Raw genomic sequence first — 16,110 nt, forward strand, 5'->3', positions numbered from 1 at the left:
GCCGCGGCCGGTGGTGGTCGGATGCCAGCGAGGCGTCGATCTCGGCCAGCTTGCGCGCACCGTTGGGCCCGCCGTACAGCCGCGCCAGCACCTTGCCGGCCCTGTCCTTCAGCCCGCGCGCCACCAGGTAGCGCGGGCTCTCCGGGATGAAGAACAGCGCCACCAGGAACAGGAACGCCGGCACCAGCTCGGCCCAGAACATCCAGCGCCAGGCCTCGTACTCCCACCACAGCACCTCGGTCGAGGCGCCGGCGTGCCGCGCCAGCCACCAGTTGCTCAGGAACGAGAAGAACAGGCCGGAGATGATCGCGATCTGCTGCAGCGTCGCCAGCCGGCCGCGGTAGCGCGCCGGCGCCACCTCGGCGATGTACGCCGGCGACAGCACGCTGGCCGCGCCCACCGCCAGGCCGCCCAGCACCCGGTAGACCACGAACTCGGCCGAGGAGGTGGCGATGCCCGAGCCCCAGGCCGAGACGATGAAGAACACCGCCGCCCACAGCTGCATGGTGCGGCGGCCGTAGCGGTCGGCCAGGGTCCCGGCGAACCAGGCGCCGACCGCGCAGCCCAGCAGCATCGAGGCCACGTTGAAGCCGGTCACCGCCGCGTCGGACTTGAACGCCGCCACCAGGCCGTCGACCGTGCCGTTGATCACGCCGCTGTCGTAGCCGAACAGGAAGCCACCGATGGTGGCCACCAGGCTGATCAGGATGATGAAACGCGTGTTTTCGCCGCCGGCGGCCTCGAACTCGCTCGCGCCGGACTGCGTGGTTTCCACTACCGCCATCGGGGGCCCCTCCCTCGAGAATCCGCGCGCCCGCCGGCAAGGCGGCTGGCGGGCGCGGTCGCCGGGGCGCGCGGCGCGCCCCGGCACTGGCTGCGTCAGCGCCGCAGCAGGTACTGGTTCAGCAGGTTCTCGTAGCGCTCCTGCTTGCCGCTGGTCTGCTTCGGCTCGCCGATCTTGGCCGACAGCGCGGCCAGGGCGGCCAGGCCCAGCTTGCCTTCCTCGAAGGCCTTGCCGTCGCCGGCGTCGAAGCTGGCGTAGCGCTCCTTGCGCCACTGCTCCCACGGCGAGTCGTTGAGCAGCGCATGGGCCACTTCCAGGCCCTTGGCGAACGCGTCCATGCCGCCGATGTGGGCGATGAACAGGTCCTCCATGTCGGTGGACTCGCGGCGCGGCTTGGCGTCGAAGTTCAGGCCGCCGACCAGCCCGCCCTGGCGCAGCACCACCATCATGGCGCCGACGGTGTCGTACAGGTCGGTCGGGAACTGGTCGGTGTCCCAGCCGTTCTGCGCGTTGCCGCGGTTGGCGTCGATGCTGCCCAGCAGGCCGTGGTCGGAGGCCACCTGCAGGTCGTGCTCGAAGGTGTGGCCCGACAGCGTGGCGTGGTTGGCCTCGATGTTGAGCATGAAGTCGTTCTGCAGGCCGTGCTCCTTGAGGAAGCCGGCGACGGTGGCGCTGTCGAAGTCGTACTGGTGCTTCATCGGCTCCATCGGCTTGGGCTCGATGAAGAACTTGCCCTTGAAGCCGATGCTGCGGCCGTAGTCGCGCGCGGCGGCCAGGAAGCGGGCGAAGTGCTCCAGCTCGCGCTTCATGTTGGTGTTGTGCAGGGTGGCGTAGCCCTCGCGGCCGCCCCAGAACACGTAGTGCTCGCCGCCCAGCTCGACCACCGCGTCCAGCACGTTCTTCACCTGCACCGCGGCGCGCGCGACGACGGCGAAGTCCGGGTTGGTGGAGGCGCCGTTCATGTAGCGCGGGTGCGAGAACAGGTTGGCGGTGCCCCACAGCAGCTTCACGCCGGTGGCGTCCTGGCGCGCCTTGGCCAGGCCGACCAGGTGCTTGAGGTTCTTCTCGTAGGTGGCGATGTCGTCGGCGTCCGGCGCCAGGTCGACGTCGTGGAAGCACCAGTACGGCACGCCCAGCTTGGTGAAGAACTCGAACGCGGCGTCGACCTTGGCCTCGGCGGTGGCCATCGCCTCGCCCTTCTCCCACGGGAAGCGGCGGGGGCCCGGGCCGAACGGGTCGGCGCCGGCGTTGCAGAAGGTGTGCCAGTAGCAGACCGCGAAGCGCAGGTGGTCGCGCATGGTCTTGCCGCCGATCACCTTGTTGGCATCGTAGACCTTGAACGCCAGCGGGTTGTCCGATTCCGGACCTTCGTAGGGGATCGCGCCGATGCCGGGGAAGTACTCGGTGGCGCCGATGAAGGGCTTGCTCATCTTGTGGTTTCCGTTTGGGAGTTCGTACAGCGGGGATGCGCTCAGGCGTACAGCGGCCGGATCGCGTCGAGGTGGGAAAGGAAGCGGGCGTACTGCGCCGCGTAGGCGGCGGTGGCCTCGGCGTGCGGGTGCGCGGACAGGCGCGGCTCCAGGCGCACGTGCGCGGCCGCCAGCGCGGCCAAGTCCGAACCGCCGCCCTGGGCGCGGCTGGTGGCCCACAGGGCCTGCAGGGCCGCGCCGAACGCGGCGCCCTCGGCCTGCTCGGGCACGTCCACCGGCAGGCCGAACACGTCGGCGATCATCTGCCGCCACACCGCACTGTGGCTGCCGCCGCCGGTCAGGCGGATGGCCTCGAAGCGCATGCCGGCGTCGACGAAGGCGTCGTAGCCGTTCTTGAGGCTGTACACCGCGCCTTCCATCGCCGCGCGATAGAGGTTGGCCACGGTGAAGTTGGTGGCGGTCATGCCGAACAGGCTGCCGCGGCCGTTGGGCAGGTTCGGGGTGCGCTCGCCGTTGAGGAACGGCAGCATCAGCAGGCCATCGGCGCCGGGGCGGGTGCCGGACAGCAGGGCGTCGCCTTCCTTGGTCGAGAAGCTGCACAGCTTGCCCACCGCCTCGGTGGCCACGGTGCAGTTCATGGTGCAGATCAGCGGCAGCCAGCCGCCGGTGGAATCGCAGAACGCGGCCCAGCGGCCGGCCTCGTCGACCATGGCGCGGTCGGAGTAGGCGAACAGCGTGCCCGAGGTGCCCAGGCTCATGCTCAGCACGCCCGGGGTCACGTTGCCGGTGCCGATGGCGGCCATCATGTTGTCGCCGCCGCCGGCCGACACGCGCACGTTGCGCGGCAGGCCCAGGGCGTCGGCGATGTGCGCGGCGATCGGGAAGGTGGCGTCGGCCTCGACCAGCGGCGGTAGCAGCGCGGCCAGGTCGCGGTCCGGGTCGGTGGCGCGCAGCATCTCCTCCGACCAGCGGCGGTTGCGCACGTCCAGCCAGCCGGTGCCGGAGGCGTCGCCGCACTCCATCCAGCGCTCGCCGGTGAGCCAGAAGTTGACGTAGTCGTGCGGCAGCATGATCAGGGCCAGCTGCGCGTAGGCCTGCGAGCGGTGCTTGCGGGTCCACGGCAGCTTGGAGGCGGTGTAGCCGACCAGGATCGGGTTGCCGGCCAGCTCGATGCTGCGCTGCGCGCCGCCGACCGCGTCCATGATCAGGTCGCACTCGGCCGCGGTGCTGGTGTCGCACCACAGCTTGGCCGGGGCCAGCACGTTGCCGTCGCGGTCCAGCGGCACGAAACCGTGCTGCTGGCCGGACACGCCGATCGCCACCACGCGCTCGCGCAGGGCCGGGTCCAGCCGCGCGAAGCAGCTGCGGATCGCGTCGATCCACCACTCGGCGCGCTGCTCGCGGCTGCCGTCGTCGCCGGCGGCCAGCTCCAGGGCGTGGCCGATGGTCGCCGCGACCTGGCGCGCTTCCGGGTCGTAGGCGACCAGCTTGACGCTCTGGGTGCCTACATCCAGGCCGACATACAGGCTCATGCGCGCACCCCGTGCGCGGACGGGCAGCCGTGCGGCCGCGGGATGGAACAGCTTGCGGGGGATTTGCTCATGGAGCGCTCCGGTGCGCGGAAACTTCGCAGGGTCCCGCCAGCCAGGCCTTGTTGCGACGCAACAAATACCTCGGCCACGACCTGGCCCCGGCGGGGTTGGAGGCCCCGTCCGGGCGCCAAGTTAGCGGTATCATTCGCGCTTTCTACCACGATCCGCACCCGCGCGCATGCTGCGGGTGCGCAGCGGCGGAACCGGTCACGCGCCGGCTGCGTATTCAGCAAGTACCCCAGCCGGCGGCGCCATGCGAAGCTTTGCCTTCCCGCCGCCGGATGCCGCCATGCGCGACCATTTCGCCCTGCTGGCCGACTACAACCACTGGATGAACGCCGCCCTGCACGCAGCCGCGGCCCGGTTGGACGCCGGACTGCTGGCCGAGCCGCGCGGCGCGTTCTTCGGCTCCATCCTCGGCACCCTCAACCACCTGGTGGTGGCCGACACCCTCTGGCTGCAGCGCTTCGCCGCCAACGACCCCGGCCACTGGCAGCCACTGCAGCCGGTCGCCGCCCTGCCGCCACCGCGGCGCCTGGACGAGACCGCGTGCCCGGACCTGGATGCCTGGTGGCAGCGCCGGCAGCTGCTGGACCAGGCCATTGCCGACTGGATCGGCACGCTGCAGCCGGGGGATCTGGAGCGGGTCATCGAGTACCGCAACATGGCCGGCCAGGCGCACCGGCGCCGGCTGTCGCACCTGCTGCTGCACTTCTTCAACCACCAGGCGCACCACCGCGGCCAGGCCACGACCCTGTTCCATCAGCTGGGCGTGGACGTGGGCCCGACCGACCTGCTGCTGCGCCTGCCGGCGGCCTGAGCGCGGCCGGCGAGCCGCTAGAATGCGCGTTTGCCGTTGCGAGACCGCCCCATGCGTCCTGTCCTGTCCTGCGCCGCCGTGCTCGTGCTGGCGCTCGCCGCCTGCCAACCGGTGCGGCCCGATGCCCCGCCCGCCGCCGCCCCGGCCACCGTGGCCGCCGACGACAACCTCAATGCCGTGCTGTGGGTGCAGCGCTCGGCCGAGTACCGCGCCATCGCCGAGCAGACCTACCGCGCCGCCGCCGCGACCCTGGACCAGGCCCTGGCCGACCCGGCCTGGGACGCGCTGGTGGATGGCGAGCGCGAGGGCAGCGGCCCCGGCCTGAAGCCGGCGGTGGTGCTGGACATCGACGAGACCGTGCTCGACAACTCGCCCTACCAGGCGCGCCTGGTGCGCGACGGCGGCGAGTACAGCGACCCCTCCTGGGACGCCTGGGTCGAGGAGCGCAAGGCGCGTGCCGTGCCGGGCGTGGTCGAGTTCGCCCGCGCCGCCAACGCCCGCGGCGTCACCCTGGTCTACATCTCCAACCGCGCCGTGCACCTGACCCAGGCCACCCTGGACAACCTGCGCGCCGAGGGCCTGCCGGTGGAGGGCGAGGACGTGTTCCTGGGCCTGGGCACGGTGGTCCCGGGCTGCGAGCAGCACGGCAGCGAGAAGGACTGCCGCCGCCGCCTGGCCAGCCGCAAGTACCGGGTGCTGATGCAGTTCGGCGACCAGCTGGGCGACTTCCTCAAGATCGAGGACAACAGCCCCGCCGGCCGCGAGGCCCTGCTGGAACGCCACCGCGACTGGTTCGGCAGCCGCTGGTGGATCCTGCCCAACCCGACCTACGGCGGCTGGGAGCCGGCGCTGTTCGACAACCACTGGAAGCAGCCGCGCGACGCGCGACGCGCCGCCAAGCGCGCCGCGCTGGAGACCGCGCCGTGAGCCGCGCCCCGCTGCCGCTGGCGCCGGAGGAGCGCCTGATCTTCGCCCTGGACGTGCCCGGCCGCGCCGAGGCCGAGGCCTGGATCGACCGCCTCGGCGACAACGTGCGCTTCTACAAGATCGGCATGGAACTGCTGGCCTCCGGCGAGTACTTCCAGGTGCTGGACCTGCTCGGCCAGCGCGGCAAGCGCGTGTTCGTGGACCTGAAGTTCTTCGACATCCCGGCCACGGTGGCCGGGGTGATCCGCGGCCTGGGCCGCTGGAAGGTGGACTACTGCACCATCCACGGCTGGCACCCGGCGATGATGCAGGCCGCCGCCGAGGCCAACCAGGGCGACATGCGCCTGCTGGCGGTGACCGTGCTGACCTCGATGGACGGGGCCGACCTGCGCGCCATGGGCATCGACGCCGGGCCGGAGCAGGTGGTGGTGCAGCGCGCGCTGGCGGCGCAGGCGGCCGGCATCGACGGGGTGATCGCCTCCGGGCGCGAGGCCGGCCCGATCCGCGCCGCCACCGGCGGCGGGTTCTCGATCGTCTGTCCCGGCATCCGCCCGGACGGCGGTGGCGGCGACGACCAGAAGCGCAGCGTGGGCGTGGCCGAGGCGTTTGCCGCCGGCGCGGACGCGATCGTGGTCGGGCGGCCGATCCGCAACGCCCCCGATCCGGCGGCCGCGGCCGCATTGATCCAGCGGCAGATCCGCGAAGCGATCAGCTAAATCAATCGGTTAGCCAGGAAAACCTAACGTATTGCATTAGCTGGAGGAGCGGGCTAGAGTGCCCCGCAGCCGGCCGCTGGCCGGCGCCGTGCCACAACACGATGTCCTCCGGCGTTGCCGGATTTGGGGAGGCTCAGGCCTCCCCGTTTTGTATCCGGGCGTTGCCCTCGCGCCCCGGCAGCGGCCACACTCGACGCCCGGGGCCCCAGGACCAGACTCATGCAACGATCGCGCCTCGCCCGATCCACGCTGCGCGCGCGCCTGCGCCTGCTGCTGCCGGCCATGCTGCTGTTGCTGGCCGCCTGCCGCCCGGACCCGGGCGCGCCCGCGGAACTGCCCGGCGCCGCCAGCGAACCGGCCGGCGCCGTGCGCCAGCTGGCCGGCCACCTGCAGCGCAACGACCTGGTGGCGTTCGCGCGCGACGCCCTGCCCCCGCAAACCCATGCCGCCCTGGCCGCGGCCTGGCGCGAGGACCGTAGCCGCTGGCCGCTGACCGAGCTGCCGCTGGACGACCAACTGCCCTCGCTGCTGGCGACCCTGGCCGAGCCGGGCGCCGAAGCCGACCTGCGCCGGCGCTTCGACCGGCAGCTGGCCGGCCAGGACACCGCCCTGCGCGACGCCGCCCGCTCGCTGTCCCTGTTCGGCGTGCAGTACCTGCGCCAGCAGGCGCATTACAGCGACGAGGAACGGGCCCATTACGTGCAGACGGTGGAGGCGCTGGGCGCCTGGGCCGGACAGGCGCCGCTGGGCGATCCGCGGCTCGGCCACGCGGCGATCGAGCGGCTGGCCGCGGCGGCGCGCCAGACCGGGCTGGCCAGCGAGGAGGACCTGCGCCAGGCCGGCATGGAGGACAGCCTGCGCCGGCTGGGGCCGTTCCTGGCCGCGGTGAAGGCGACCACCGCCGACTACGGCCTGGACCTGGACCACAGCCTCACCGACCTGCGCACCGGCCTGGTCGAGGAACGGGGCGACCACGCCACCGTGCGCCTGCACTACCCGCTGGCCGGGCGCGAGATCGACACCACCCTGCGCCTGACCCGGCTTGGCGGCCACTGGTACCTGGACGGCTACCTGGAGGAAGCCGCCCGGGTGCTGGCCGCGGCCACCCCGGCCGAGGCCTTGCCCGAGCCCCCGGAAGCGGCCGCGGACCCGGGTGGGCGATAATCGCCCAATGCCAGAACAGAATCCCCTGCCCTTCCCGGGGCCTGCCACCGACGACCCGGCCACGCCCGCGCCCGCCGATTCCGGCGGCGCCACGCCGTCCGGCGAGCCGCCGCGCCAGCCGATCGCCCCCCGCCCCGTGGCCGCGCGGCGGCCGCTGTGGGCGCGCCTGCTCGGTTGGGTGGTCGACCCGTGGCTGGACCTGAAGCTGGAGCCGGCACAGCAGCCGCAGGACGACCCGCGCCCGGTGTGCTACGTGCTGGAGGACTACGGCCTGTCCAACGCCCTGATCCTGGACAAGGCCTGCCGCCAGGCCGGCCTGCCCTCGCCGCTGGTGCCGCTGCCGGGCGACCCGCTGGGCCGCCGCCGCGCCTACGTGGCCCTGTCCCGGCGCAGCGTCACCCCGCTGATCCCGGACCAGCGCCCGGCCGCGCGCACCCATTCGGACTCGCTGGCGCGCCTGCTCCAGGCGCACCGCGACGACCCGGCACTGGACGTGCGCCTGGTGCCGGTGTCGATCTTCGTCGGCCGCGCCCCGGACCGGCACAGCGGCTGGTTCTCGGTGCTGTTCTCGGAGAACTGGGCGATCGTTGGCCGCTTCCGCCGCCTGCTGGCGCTGCTGCTCAATGGCCGCGACACCCTGGTGCGCTTCGCCGAGCCGGTGTCGCTGCGCGAGACCGTGGCCGAGGGCCTGCCGCCGGAGCGCACCGTGCGCAAGCTGCAGCGCGTGCTGCGCGCGCACTTCCGCCGCATCCGCGCCGCGGTGATCGGCCCGGACCTGTCCACCCGGCGCCTGCTGGTGGACAAGGTGCTGGCGGCCGAAACCGTGCGCGAGGCGATCGCCGACCAGGCCCGGCGCGACAGCACCACCGTGGCCGAGGCCTGGAAGAAGGCGCACGCCTATGCCTGGGAGATCGCGGCCGACTACTCGCACCCGGTGGTGCGCTCGGCCAGCGTCATCCTCACCCCGGTGTGGAACAAGATCTACCGCGGCGTGCTGGTGCACCACCTGGACCGCCTGAAGGAGGTCGCCCCGGGCCACGAGGTGGTGTACGTGCCCTGCCACCGCAGCCACATGGACTACCTGCTGCTGTCGTACCTGCTGTACGAGCGCGGCATCGTCCCGCCGCACATCGCCGCCGGCATCAACCTCAACCTGCCGGTGGTCGGCACCATCCTGCGCAAGGGCGGCGCGTTCTTCATGCGCCGCAGCTTCCGCGGCAACCCGCTGTACTCGGCGGTGTTCACCGAGTACGTAGCGCAGCTGGTGTCCGGCGGCTACTCGCTGGAGTACTTCATCGAGGGCGGGCGCTCGCGCACCGGCCGCCTGCTGCAGCCCAAGGGCGGCATGATCGCCATGACCGTGCGCGCCTACCTGCGCCAGCCCACCCGCCCGGTGCTGTTCCAGCCGGTGTACATCGGCTACGAGAAGCTGATGGAGGGCAACAGCTACCTGGACGAGCTGTCGGGCAAGCCCAAGGAGAAGGAATCGATCTGGCAGCTGCTGATGGGCATCCCCAAGGTGCTGCGCAGCAACTACGGCCAGGTGGTGGTGAACTTCGGCGAGCCGATCCGGCTGGGCGAGGTGCTGTCCAGCCACGCCCCGGAATGGGACGGCCGCCCGCTGCCGGAGGACGAGAAGCCGGCGTGGCTGGCCGAGACCGTGGACGCCCTCGCCCAGCGCATCCAGGTGCGCATCAACGAGGCCGCCGACGTCAACCCGATCAACCTGCTGGCCCTGGCGCTGCTGTCCACGCCCAAGCACGCCATGGGCGAGCGCGACCTGCTGGCGCAGATCGCCCTGTCCAAGACCCTGCTGGCGGAGCTGCCGTATTCGGACCGCACCACGGTGACCCCGCACACGCCGGAGGAGATCATCGCCCACGGCGAGGAGATCGGCGTGCTGCGGCGCATCCCGCACCCGCTGGGCGACGTGCTGAGCGTGGACGACGACACCGCGGTGCTGCTGTCGTACTTCCGCAACAACGTCGCCCACCTGTTCACCGCCTCGTCCTGGATCGCCTGCTGCTTCCAGCACAACCGGCGCATGAGCCGGCGCACCCTGGTGCGGCTGGGCCGCACCCTGTACCCGTTCCTGCAGGCCGAGCTGTTCCTGCCCTGGGACGAGGACGGCTTCGCCGAGCGCGTGGACCGCATCGCCGACGTGTTCGTGCGCGAGGGCCTGCTGCAGCTGGTCAACGACGAGGACGGCGGCGTGCTGCAGCGCAGCCCGGGCCAGAGCGACGAGGTGTTCCGCCTGCGCGCGATCGGCCACACCCTGCAGCAGGCGTTCGAGCGCTACTACATCGCCATCTCGGTGCTGGTGAAGAACGGCCCCGGCACGCTCGGCGCGGCCGAGCTGGAGAGCCTGTGCCAGCTGGCGGCGCAGCGCCTGAGCCTGCTTTACGCGCCGGCGGCGCCGGAATTCTTCGACAAGAGCCTGTTCCGCGGCTTCATCCAGAAGCTGCGCGAGATGAAGCTGGTGTGGCCGGACCAGAACAGCAAGCTGGTGTTCGACGAGCGCCTGGACGTGTGGGCCAAGGACGCCAAGCTGATCCTGGGCCGCGAGCTGCGCCACACCATCGAGCGGGTGAGCCCGGAAGCGGCGCGGCCAGCCGAAGCGGAAGCGGCGCCGGCCGAGTAAGCCGGCGCCGGACCGCGGCAGAAAAAGCGGCGCCCGCGGTCCTTCGCGGGACGCCACCCCCTCCTCCGGGATCCGGGGGACCGCGCGCCGCTCAGGGCGCGGCCGGGTCCAGCAGCGCCTCGCTGAAGTGCAGGCCGCTGTCGAGCTGGTAGTACACGTGCAGGGCCTCGCCCTTGCCCAGCGGGGTGAGGTGCTCGACCACGCCGCCGCGCCCCATGGAGCAGGTGCCGCGTCCGGCCGGGTCGCCGCCGACGCCGATGCGCAGCTCGCCGGCAGGGACCCGGAAGGTGGCCGTCTCGCCGCCGACCATGCGCGCGGCCAGGCGGTCGTTGATGTACACGGCCAGGTAGCAGATGCCGTCGCCCCAGGTCTTGCCGCGGGTCACCCGCAACATGCCCGAACCGCCGCGCAGCGGCTCCTGGTAGGCCAGCACCCGCTCGGCCGGCACCGGCACCGATTCCACCGCCGGCACGCCGGCCGCGCGCCGCGCGGCGACCGCCTCGGCGCGCTTGCGCGCCTCCTCCACGGCCTTGGCCTCCTGCACTGCCTGGTACTGCGCCGAGGCGATGTCCAGGTACACCCGCTGGTCCACCACTCCGCCGCTCCGGAGCGTCGCCTCCTCGAACGTCTGCGCACCGGTGACGCGGCGGGTGGTCTGGTAGCCGAACCGCCTGTTCGACTCCAGGTTCTCCGCGTCGACGATGTTCCAGGCCCCTTTGGGACCAGGCTTCGGGTCCACGGTGAGCGTGGCTGGCTGCTTGCCGGCCACCACCGTGTACGTGTACCAACGCTTCCCGTCCACGAGGTAGCCGGTCTCGACCATGACCTTGCCCGGCTCCTCCCAGGCGATGGTGATCCGGTGGGCGCCGTACTCGCTGCTGCCCTGGCGCTCGAAGGTGCGGCCGACCCATTGCGCGTAGGGTCCCCATACCGCGGGATCGGCACCGGACTCGTCCTGCGCAACCTCCTGCGCGGTCTCCTGCGTGGCTTCCTGCGCCGCAGCCGGCAGCGCCAGGCCTGCCCACAACAGGGCAGCGGTGATCACGGATACCGCTGTTGGCATGGTCATTCCCCCGGGCCCGGTGGTTCCGCCGCCTCGCCCGGCGCGGCGGCGAACAGCGCGGCCATCTGGCTGCGGAAGGCGCGGTCGCGCTGCTCGTTGCGCTTGAGCAGCTTGCGGCGCTCCGGTTCGGACAGGTTGGACACCGCCTGCGCGCGCAGGGTCGCCGGCTCGCGCGTGCGGTACAGCACCAGCCGGCAGGCGCCTGCACGGCGGTCGATCACCGGCGCCTCGATCGGCCACTGCTCGCCGTCGCCCTCGGCTTCGCTGACCGGCGGCAACGGCCGCGCACCGCCGGCGACGAAGCCGCCGTAGATGCGGTCCGGCAGGTTGTCCCAGGCGCGGATGTCGGCCTTGGCCTTGACCGCGCCGCCGATCAGCGTGGCCGCCACGCCGACCACCGCCAGCGCACCGGCCACCGCCAGGCTGTCGTCGCCCGGCGCGAACGCGGCCACCTGCGCGCCCAGCGACACGCCGGCCGAGCCCACGGTCTCCGCGCCCTCGCGGAAGCTGGCCTTGCCGTCGAGCACCACGTCGATCATGCGTCCGCCGCGGGTGCGCGCCTGCCAGCCGACGTCGCCCAGCGCCGCCAGTTCCTGGCCGCCCATGCGCACCGCCACGAACGGGTTGTCGCCCGGCTTCAGCTGCAGCGCCTCGCCGTAGCCGCCGGTGGCCGCCTTCACCGGCGCGCCGCCGGATTCGACCAGCACCAGGGTGTCGGCACCGGGCGCGGGCGGCTGCAGGCCCTGCGGCTGCTGCGCGGCGGCGCGCCCGTAGAACTCCGCGGCCATGGCGGCGTCGCCCTCGCATTGCGAGGCCCAGCCGGCCAGCAGCGACATCAGGCCGAAGTCGCCGGCGTACTCCTCCTGCTCGGCCACCGTGTCCTGGTACTCGGCGGCGCGGAACGCGGCGCGGGCGTTGCCGTAGTCGCCCTCGGCCAGGAACAGCAGGCCGCGGTAGTAGTAGGCCATCGCCCGCTCGTAGGGCTCGCCCTTGAAGTCCTTGACCCCTTCGGACGACCACAGCGAACGTGCCTTCTTCGCCGCCTGCGAGTCGGCGTAGACCAGTTCGATCCGTTCGATCGCCGCGTCGAACGCGGTTGCCGCCACCTCCGGCTGGCCCTGGTCGATGGCTTCCAGGCCCATGCGCTGCAGGTTCAGCACCGCGCCCCACTCGCCGTCGGCAAGCAAGGCCTCGTAGTACGGCTGCAGGGCGGCAGGCAGGCCCGGCACCTGGGCCTGCGCCGGCAGGGCCAGGGCCAGGGCGAGCGCCGCCGCCAGCCGAGGCGGACGGGTGCGGCCGCTCACAGCGCCCCCTGCATGCGCCGCGCGGTCTCCAGCGCCAGCACCCGGGCGACGTCTGCCAGGCCGGGCGCAGCCGCGGCCTGGCGTTCGAAACCATTGGCCGTGGCCACGTAGCGCCCCGGCGCGGCGGCCGGCGGCGCGGCCTGGGTCTGGAACTCCAGCACGGTGCCGCCGTCGGCCACGTCCAGCAGCACCACGTGGAAGGCGCGCCCGGACGCGGACTGCAGGTCGACGGCCGAGGTCACCTGCAGCAGGTAGTCGGCATGGCCGGCCAGGGCGCGGGTCTCGATCGCGTGCACGTTGGGGCGCTCGCCCTCCACCGCCGCGCCCGCCAGGCGGGTGGCCAGGGCGCGGGCGATGAAGCGCACGCCGCCCTGGCGCAGCTGCTCCATGAAATGCGCGCGGATCTGCCGCGATTCGCCCTCAACCCGCGGCGCCGCCGGCGCCTCGGCCTCGAGGAAGCGTTCGCTGCGCTGGTGCATGCCGGCATCGGCACCGGCCACGCTGGTGCCGACGTGGCCGTAGCGGTCGCGGTCCACGCCCTCGCTGCGGGTCACCGCGGCGTGGCCGTGACGGTCGAGGGTTTCCACCTCGCGGTAGCGGGTGGCGACCTCGCCTTCCAGCTCCGCCTCCCAGAACAGCATCACCCGGTTGCGCTTGCCGAGCTGCTGGCGCAGCGCCTCCCACGGCAGGGCCTCGGCGGTTTCCGGCGCGGCCGCCGGGCCCAGCACCACCGGCTGGCCGGCACGGTAGCCGGGCGCCGGCGCTGGCTCGCGCCACTGCGCCGCTGCGGGCAGCGGCACCAGTGCCACGCCCAGCAGTGCAAGGACTGCCTTGTGCATGTCGCCTCCGCTCAGTTCGGTGCCAGCTCGATGTAGTAGTGGGTGGCCTTCGGCGACAGCGACGACTCCTGGTACACGGCCATGCCGCCGTGCGGCAGGAACACCGGGCGCCAGGCCGAGACCGCTTCCACCGGGGCCATGTTCGAGTCGAGGAACGCGACCCGGGCGCGCACGCCCAGCGGGCCGGCGGTGCAGTTGGCCAGGCGCGCGGTCACCTGGACCGTGCCGCCGGGCGTGGTGCTGGTGCTCAGGTGCTGCACGATCACGCTGCGGAACAGGCGCTCGTCGCTCATCAGCACGGCGTCGGCCGGGATGTCCTTGACCGAGCCGTAGGCAACCGCGGTCAGCGCCGGGCCGCCGCTGGGCGCGTTGCGCTTGAGCGCCTTGTAGTCGCACTCCAGCACCGCCTGCGGGCGCGCGGCGGGGGTCGAACAGCCGGCCGTGGCCACCACGGCCACGAGCACGGCGGCAGCAAGGGCATTCTTCATCGGGATCTCCGGTACACGCTGGCCCGGGGCCGGGCCATGGACGGTGGGATGGCGCGGCTCAGCGGTAGATCACGTCCTCGGCCGCGGCGCGCTGGAACTCGTACATGCCGGTCCAGGCCAGCTCGCCGGTCTCCGCGTCCACCAGCTCGAACGCGATCTGGTTCAGGCGCTGGACCACGCCGGGGCGGGGGTCGCGGCTGTCGAGGGTCATGATTGCCCCGCCGAGGAAGAAGTCGACGCCGGCCTGGCCCTGGGTCAGGCCGGTGGTGCCGGTGTCGGTGACGCCCTCGCGCTTGAGGTCGCGCTGGCGGGCCACCATGCCGGCGTAGCGCTGGCCGACGAAGGTGATCTTGCCCTGCGCGGCACGGTTGAGCTCCACCAGCAGGCGCTGGGTGATCATGCGCCGGTTGATGATCTGCGAGCCCTCGTTGCGGAATTCCTGCTCGTCGATCAGGACCCGCGGCGGAGTGCTGAAGCGGCCCAGGAACCCGCTGGCGATCAGGTCCCGCGCCATCTGGTTGGTCATTGCCTGGATGTCCTGGCTCTCGATGCCCACCCCGGTCACCAGCCCCTTCTCCGACGGGTCCAGGTCACGGGCGGGCACGCCGCCGCGATTCTCCAGCCGGGGCCGGCGCTCGCGGGCGTCGGCGACGGTGGAGGCGGCCAGCAGCAGGCCGGCCAGCGCGCAGGCAGTGGCGCGCATGTGGTGCTTCCACGGCATTGTTCTTTACCCCTGTATTCGGGAAGCGGCCCCTCTGCACGCCCCCCAGGACGGTGTTCTAGGCGGCGGTGCGGCCGGATTCATTCCAGGGGGCTGAAAACTTTTGAAAAGTTCTGACCGCCGCGGACCCTGCCCGCCGGACCGCGGACAAGGCGCGGCGCCGGCGCGTTCCTTCGCGCCGGCGCCGCTCCCTGGACCTCCCTGTCCGCTGTTCCGGGCCCGCCCCCCCGCGGCCCCGGAACCTGCCCCCGCCGATGGCTCCCCCCAGCCCACCTGCGTCCCGGGCCGGGCTGCCGGATGCCGCCCGCGTGGTGGCCACCTTGCCGTGCAGGGCCCGGGGCGTCTTTGCCGGACGCGGAAAAATCCTGAAAAGTTGTGACCGGACCGCTAAAGTGGCGCCGCAGCCTGCCGTAGCAACAGGCAGTTACAGCCGCCGGGGGGGCGAGGACGCATGCAGCAGGGAGGACACAGGCCGGTGCCGGGCGTCTGGCGGTTCGGCCAGGCCGAGCTGCATGAGACCGACGGCCACCTGCGGGTGGCGGGCAGCGCGCGCGCGCTGGACCGCAGCAGCCTGCAGGTCCTGCGCCACCTGCTGCGCCACGCCGGCGAGGTGGTCACCAAGGACGAACTGCTGGAGGCCGGCTGGCCCGGGCGCGTGGTCGCCGAGAACTCGCTGGCCAAGGCCGTCAGCCGCCTGCGCGCGGCGCTGGACGGCGCCGCCGAGGTCCGCGCCGTGCACGGCTACGGCTACCGCCTGGCGTGCCCGGCCCGCTTCGAACCTTCCGGCGCCCCGCCGTCCGCACCCGGCACCGCCCTGCCCGCGGCGGGCCAGACCCTGCCGGGCGAGGCCGCCTGGACCCTGCTGCGCCGCCTGGGCGAGGGCAGCACCGGCGTGACCTTCCTGGCCCACTCGCCCACCCACGGCGAACGGGTACTGAAGCTGGCCCGCGACGAGGCCGGCCTGCGCGGCCTGCGCCGCGAGATCGCGCTGTCCCGCTACATCGCCCAGGCCCTGCCCGGCCAGGACTGCGTGGCCCCGGTGCTGGGCTGGAACCTGGAGGAGCCGCCTTGCTGGCTGGAACTGCCCTACTTCCCCGGGGGCAACCTGCACGACTGGATCCGCGCCCGCGGCGGCCTGGCCGCACTGGACGAGGCCACCCGCCTGGCCCTGTGCGTGGCCCTGTGCGAGGCAGTGGCGGCGATCCACGACCTCGGCATCATCCACCGCGACCTCAAGCCCGAGAACCTGTACCCGGTCGAGGCCGACGGCCGCCTGCGGGTGGTGCTGGCCGACCTCGGCGCCGGCGAGGCGGTGCTGTCGCCGCAGCTGGAAGGCATCGCCCCGACCCTGGGCCTGACCATGGGCGCGGCCGCGCCGCATTCCCCCGCCGCCGGCAGCCTGCTGTACATCGCCCCGGAAGTGGTGGCCGGCGAGGCCGCGACCCTGCGCTCGGACGTCTACGCCCTGGGCGTGCTGGTGTTCCAGCTGCTGGGCGGCGACCTGCGCGGCGCGCTCGGGCCCGGCTGGGAGGCGCGCATCGCCGATCCGCTGCTGCGCGAGGACATCGCCCTGGCCGCGGCGATCGACCCGCAGCAGCGCAGCCTGGACGCGCGCAGCCTG

Annotated in this window: 14 protein-coding genes; 6 read left to right on the forward strand and 8 right to left on the reverse strand. The window is 72.8% G+C overall.

Annotation, left to right across the window (positions count from 1 at the left end):
• From B351_RS16100 to xylB, 3 genes are all read right to left on the reverse strand, one after another.
• Positions 1 to 784, reverse strand: a 784-nt coding sequence (locus B351_RS16100) for an MFS transporter (protein ID WP_019397521.1), incomplete at its 3' end; no start/stop codon positions are given.
• A gap of 95 nt (positions 785 to 879) precedes the next feature.
• The gene (gene xylA / locus B351_RS0102725) at positions 880 to 2,214 is read right to left on the reverse strand and encodes a xylose isomerase (protein WP_019397522.1); all 1,335 of its coding nucleotides are present in this window, start codon (positions 2,212 to 2,214) and stop codon (positions 880 to 882) included.
• Positions 2,215 to 2,255: 41 nt separating this feature from the next.
• Positions 2,256 to 3,746 carry a xylulokinase gene (gene xylB, locus B351_RS0102730; RefSeq protein ID WP_019397523.1) on the reverse strand — a complete coding sequence of 497 codons (1,491 nt, stop codon included), beginning with the start codon at positions 3,744 to 3,746 and terminating at the stop codon, positions 2,256 to 2,258.
• A gap of 349 nt (positions 3,747 to 4,095) precedes the next feature.
• On the opposite strand from xylB, the gene B351_RS0102735 reads away from it, so the two are divergent.
• From B351_RS0102735 to plsB, 5 genes are all read left to right on the forward strand, one after another.
• On the forward strand, positions 4,096 to 4,626 hold the full coding sequence (locus tag B351_RS0102735; protein ID WP_019397524.1) for a DinB family protein: 531 nt from the start codon (positions 4,096 to 4,098) through the stop codon (positions 4,624 to 4,626).
• Positions 4,627 to 4,677: 51 nt separating this feature from the next.
• On the forward strand, positions 4,678 to 5,553 hold the full coding sequence (locus tag B351_RS0102740; RefSeq protein ID WP_019397525.1) for a 5'-nucleotidase, lipoprotein e(P4) family: 876 nt from the start codon (positions 4,678 to 4,680) through the stop codon (positions 5,551 to 5,553).
• Positions 5,550 to 6,269: an orotidine-5'-phosphate decarboxylase gene (pyrF, locus tag B351_RS0102745; protein WP_019397526.1), complete on the forward strand. Its 720-nt coding sequence runs from the start codon at positions 5,550 to 5,552 to the stop codon at positions 6,267 to 6,269. The genes B351_RS0102740 and pyrF overlap by 4 nt, the downstream gene beginning before the upstream one ends.
• A 219-nt stretch (positions 6,270 to 6,488) precedes the next feature.
• Positions 6,489 to 7,433 carry a hypothetical protein gene (locus B351_RS0102750; RefSeq protein WP_019397527.1) on the forward strand — a complete coding sequence of 315 codons (945 nt, stop codon included), beginning with the start codon at positions 6,489 to 6,491 and terminating at the stop codon, positions 7,431 to 7,433.
• A 7-nt stretch (positions 7,434 to 7,440) separates the two neighbouring features.
• Positions 7,441 to 10,074: a glycerol-3-phosphate 1-O-acyltransferase PlsB gene (plsB, locus tag B351_RS0102755; protein WP_019397528.1), complete on the forward strand. Its 2,634-nt coding sequence runs from the start codon at positions 7,441 to 7,443 to the stop codon at positions 10,072 to 10,074.
• Between the two features lie 91 nt (positions 10,075 to 10,165).
• On the opposite strand, the gene B351_RS17065 is transcribed toward plsB, so the two are convergent.
• Genes B351_RS17065 through B351_RS0102780 form a run of 5 tightly spaced genes read right to left on the reverse strand, consistent with a single transcriptional unit; the run spans position 10,166 to position 14,471 of the window.
• The gene (locus B351_RS17065; RefSeq protein WP_019397529.1) at positions 10,166 to 11,119 is read right to left on the reverse strand and encodes a hypothetical protein; all 954 of its coding nucleotides are present in this window, start codon (positions 11,117 to 11,119) and stop codon (positions 10,166 to 10,168) included.
• Positions 11,120 to 11,139: 20 nt separating this feature from the next.
• On the reverse strand, positions 11,140 to 12,441 hold the full coding sequence (locus B351_RS16110; protein ID WP_019397530.1) for a hypothetical protein: 1,302 nt from the start codon (positions 12,439 to 12,441) through the stop codon (positions 11,140 to 11,142).
• Positions 12,438 to 13,280, reverse strand: a complete 843-nt coding sequence (locus tag B351_RS0102770; RefSeq protein ID WP_019397531.1) for a hypothetical protein — start codon at positions 13,278 to 13,280, stop codon at positions 12,438 to 12,440. Before B351_RS0102770 ends, B351_RS16110 begins: the two co-directional genes overlap by 4 nt.
• A gap of 11 nt (positions 13,281 to 13,291) precedes the next feature.
• Positions 13,292 to 13,768: a hypothetical protein gene (locus tag B351_RS0102775; protein ID WP_019397532.1), complete on the reverse strand. Its 477-nt coding sequence runs from the start codon at positions 13,766 to 13,768 to the stop codon at positions 13,292 to 13,294.
• 58 nt (positions 13,769 to 13,826) lie between these two features.
• Entirely contained in the window at positions 13,827 to 14,471 is a 645-nt protein-coding gene (locus B351_RS0102780) for a penicillin-binding protein activator LpoB (protein WP_156810402.1), read from the reverse strand.
• 469 nt (positions 14,472 to 14,940) lie between these two features.
• Here B351_RS0102780 and B351_RS0102785 point away from each other — a divergent pair.
• On the forward strand, positions 14,941 to 16,110 hold a 1,170-nt coding region (locus tag B351_RS0102785), incomplete at its 3' end, for a protein kinase domain-containing protein (RefSeq protein WP_026010272.1).

It is taken from the genome of Pseudoxanthomonas sp. GW2 (assembly GCF_000283075.1).
In the GTDB taxonomy this organism is placed as follows: Bacteria; Pseudomonadota; Gammaproteobacteria; order Xanthomonadales; family Xanthomonadaceae; genus Pseudoxanthomonas.

Bases quoted from the DNA above. Each gene is read 5' to 3' on its own strand.
- B351_RS0102740 (WP_019397525.1), top strand. From the start codon at position 4,678: ATGCGTCCTGTCCTGTCCTGCGCCGCCGTGCTCGTGCTGGCGCTCGCC.
- xylB (WP_019397523.1), bottom strand. From the start codon at position 3,746: ATGAGCCTGTATGTCGGCCTGGATGTAGGCACCCAGAGCGTCAAGCTG.
- plsB (WP_019397528.1), top strand. From the start codon at position 7,441: ATGCCAGAACAGAATCCCCTGCCCTTCCCGGGGCCTGCCACCGACGAC.
- B351_RS0102775 (WP_019397532.1), bottom strand. From the start codon at position 13,768: ATGAAGAATGCCCTTGCTGCCGCCGTGCTCGTGGCCGTGGTGGCCACG.
- B351_RS0102750 (WP_019397527.1), top strand. From the start codon at position 6,489: ATGCAACGATCGCGCCTCGCCCGATCCACGCTGCGCGCGCGCCTGCGC.
- B351_RS0102770 (WP_019397531.1), bottom strand. From the start codon at position 13,280: ATGCACAAGGCAGTCCTTGCACTGCTGGGCGTGGCACTGGTGCCGCTG.
- B351_RS0102735 (WP_019397524.1), top strand. From the start codon at position 4,096: ATGCGCGACCATTTCGCCCTGCTGGCCGACTACAACCACTGGATGAAC.
- B351_RS0102780 (WP_156810402.1), bottom strand. From the start codon at position 14,471: ATGCGCGCCACTGCCTGCGCGCTGGCCGGCCTGCTGCTGGCCGCCTCC.
- xylA (WP_019397522.1), bottom strand. From the start codon at position 2,214: ATGAGCAAGCCCTTCATCGGCGCCACCGAGTACTTCCCCGGCATCGGC.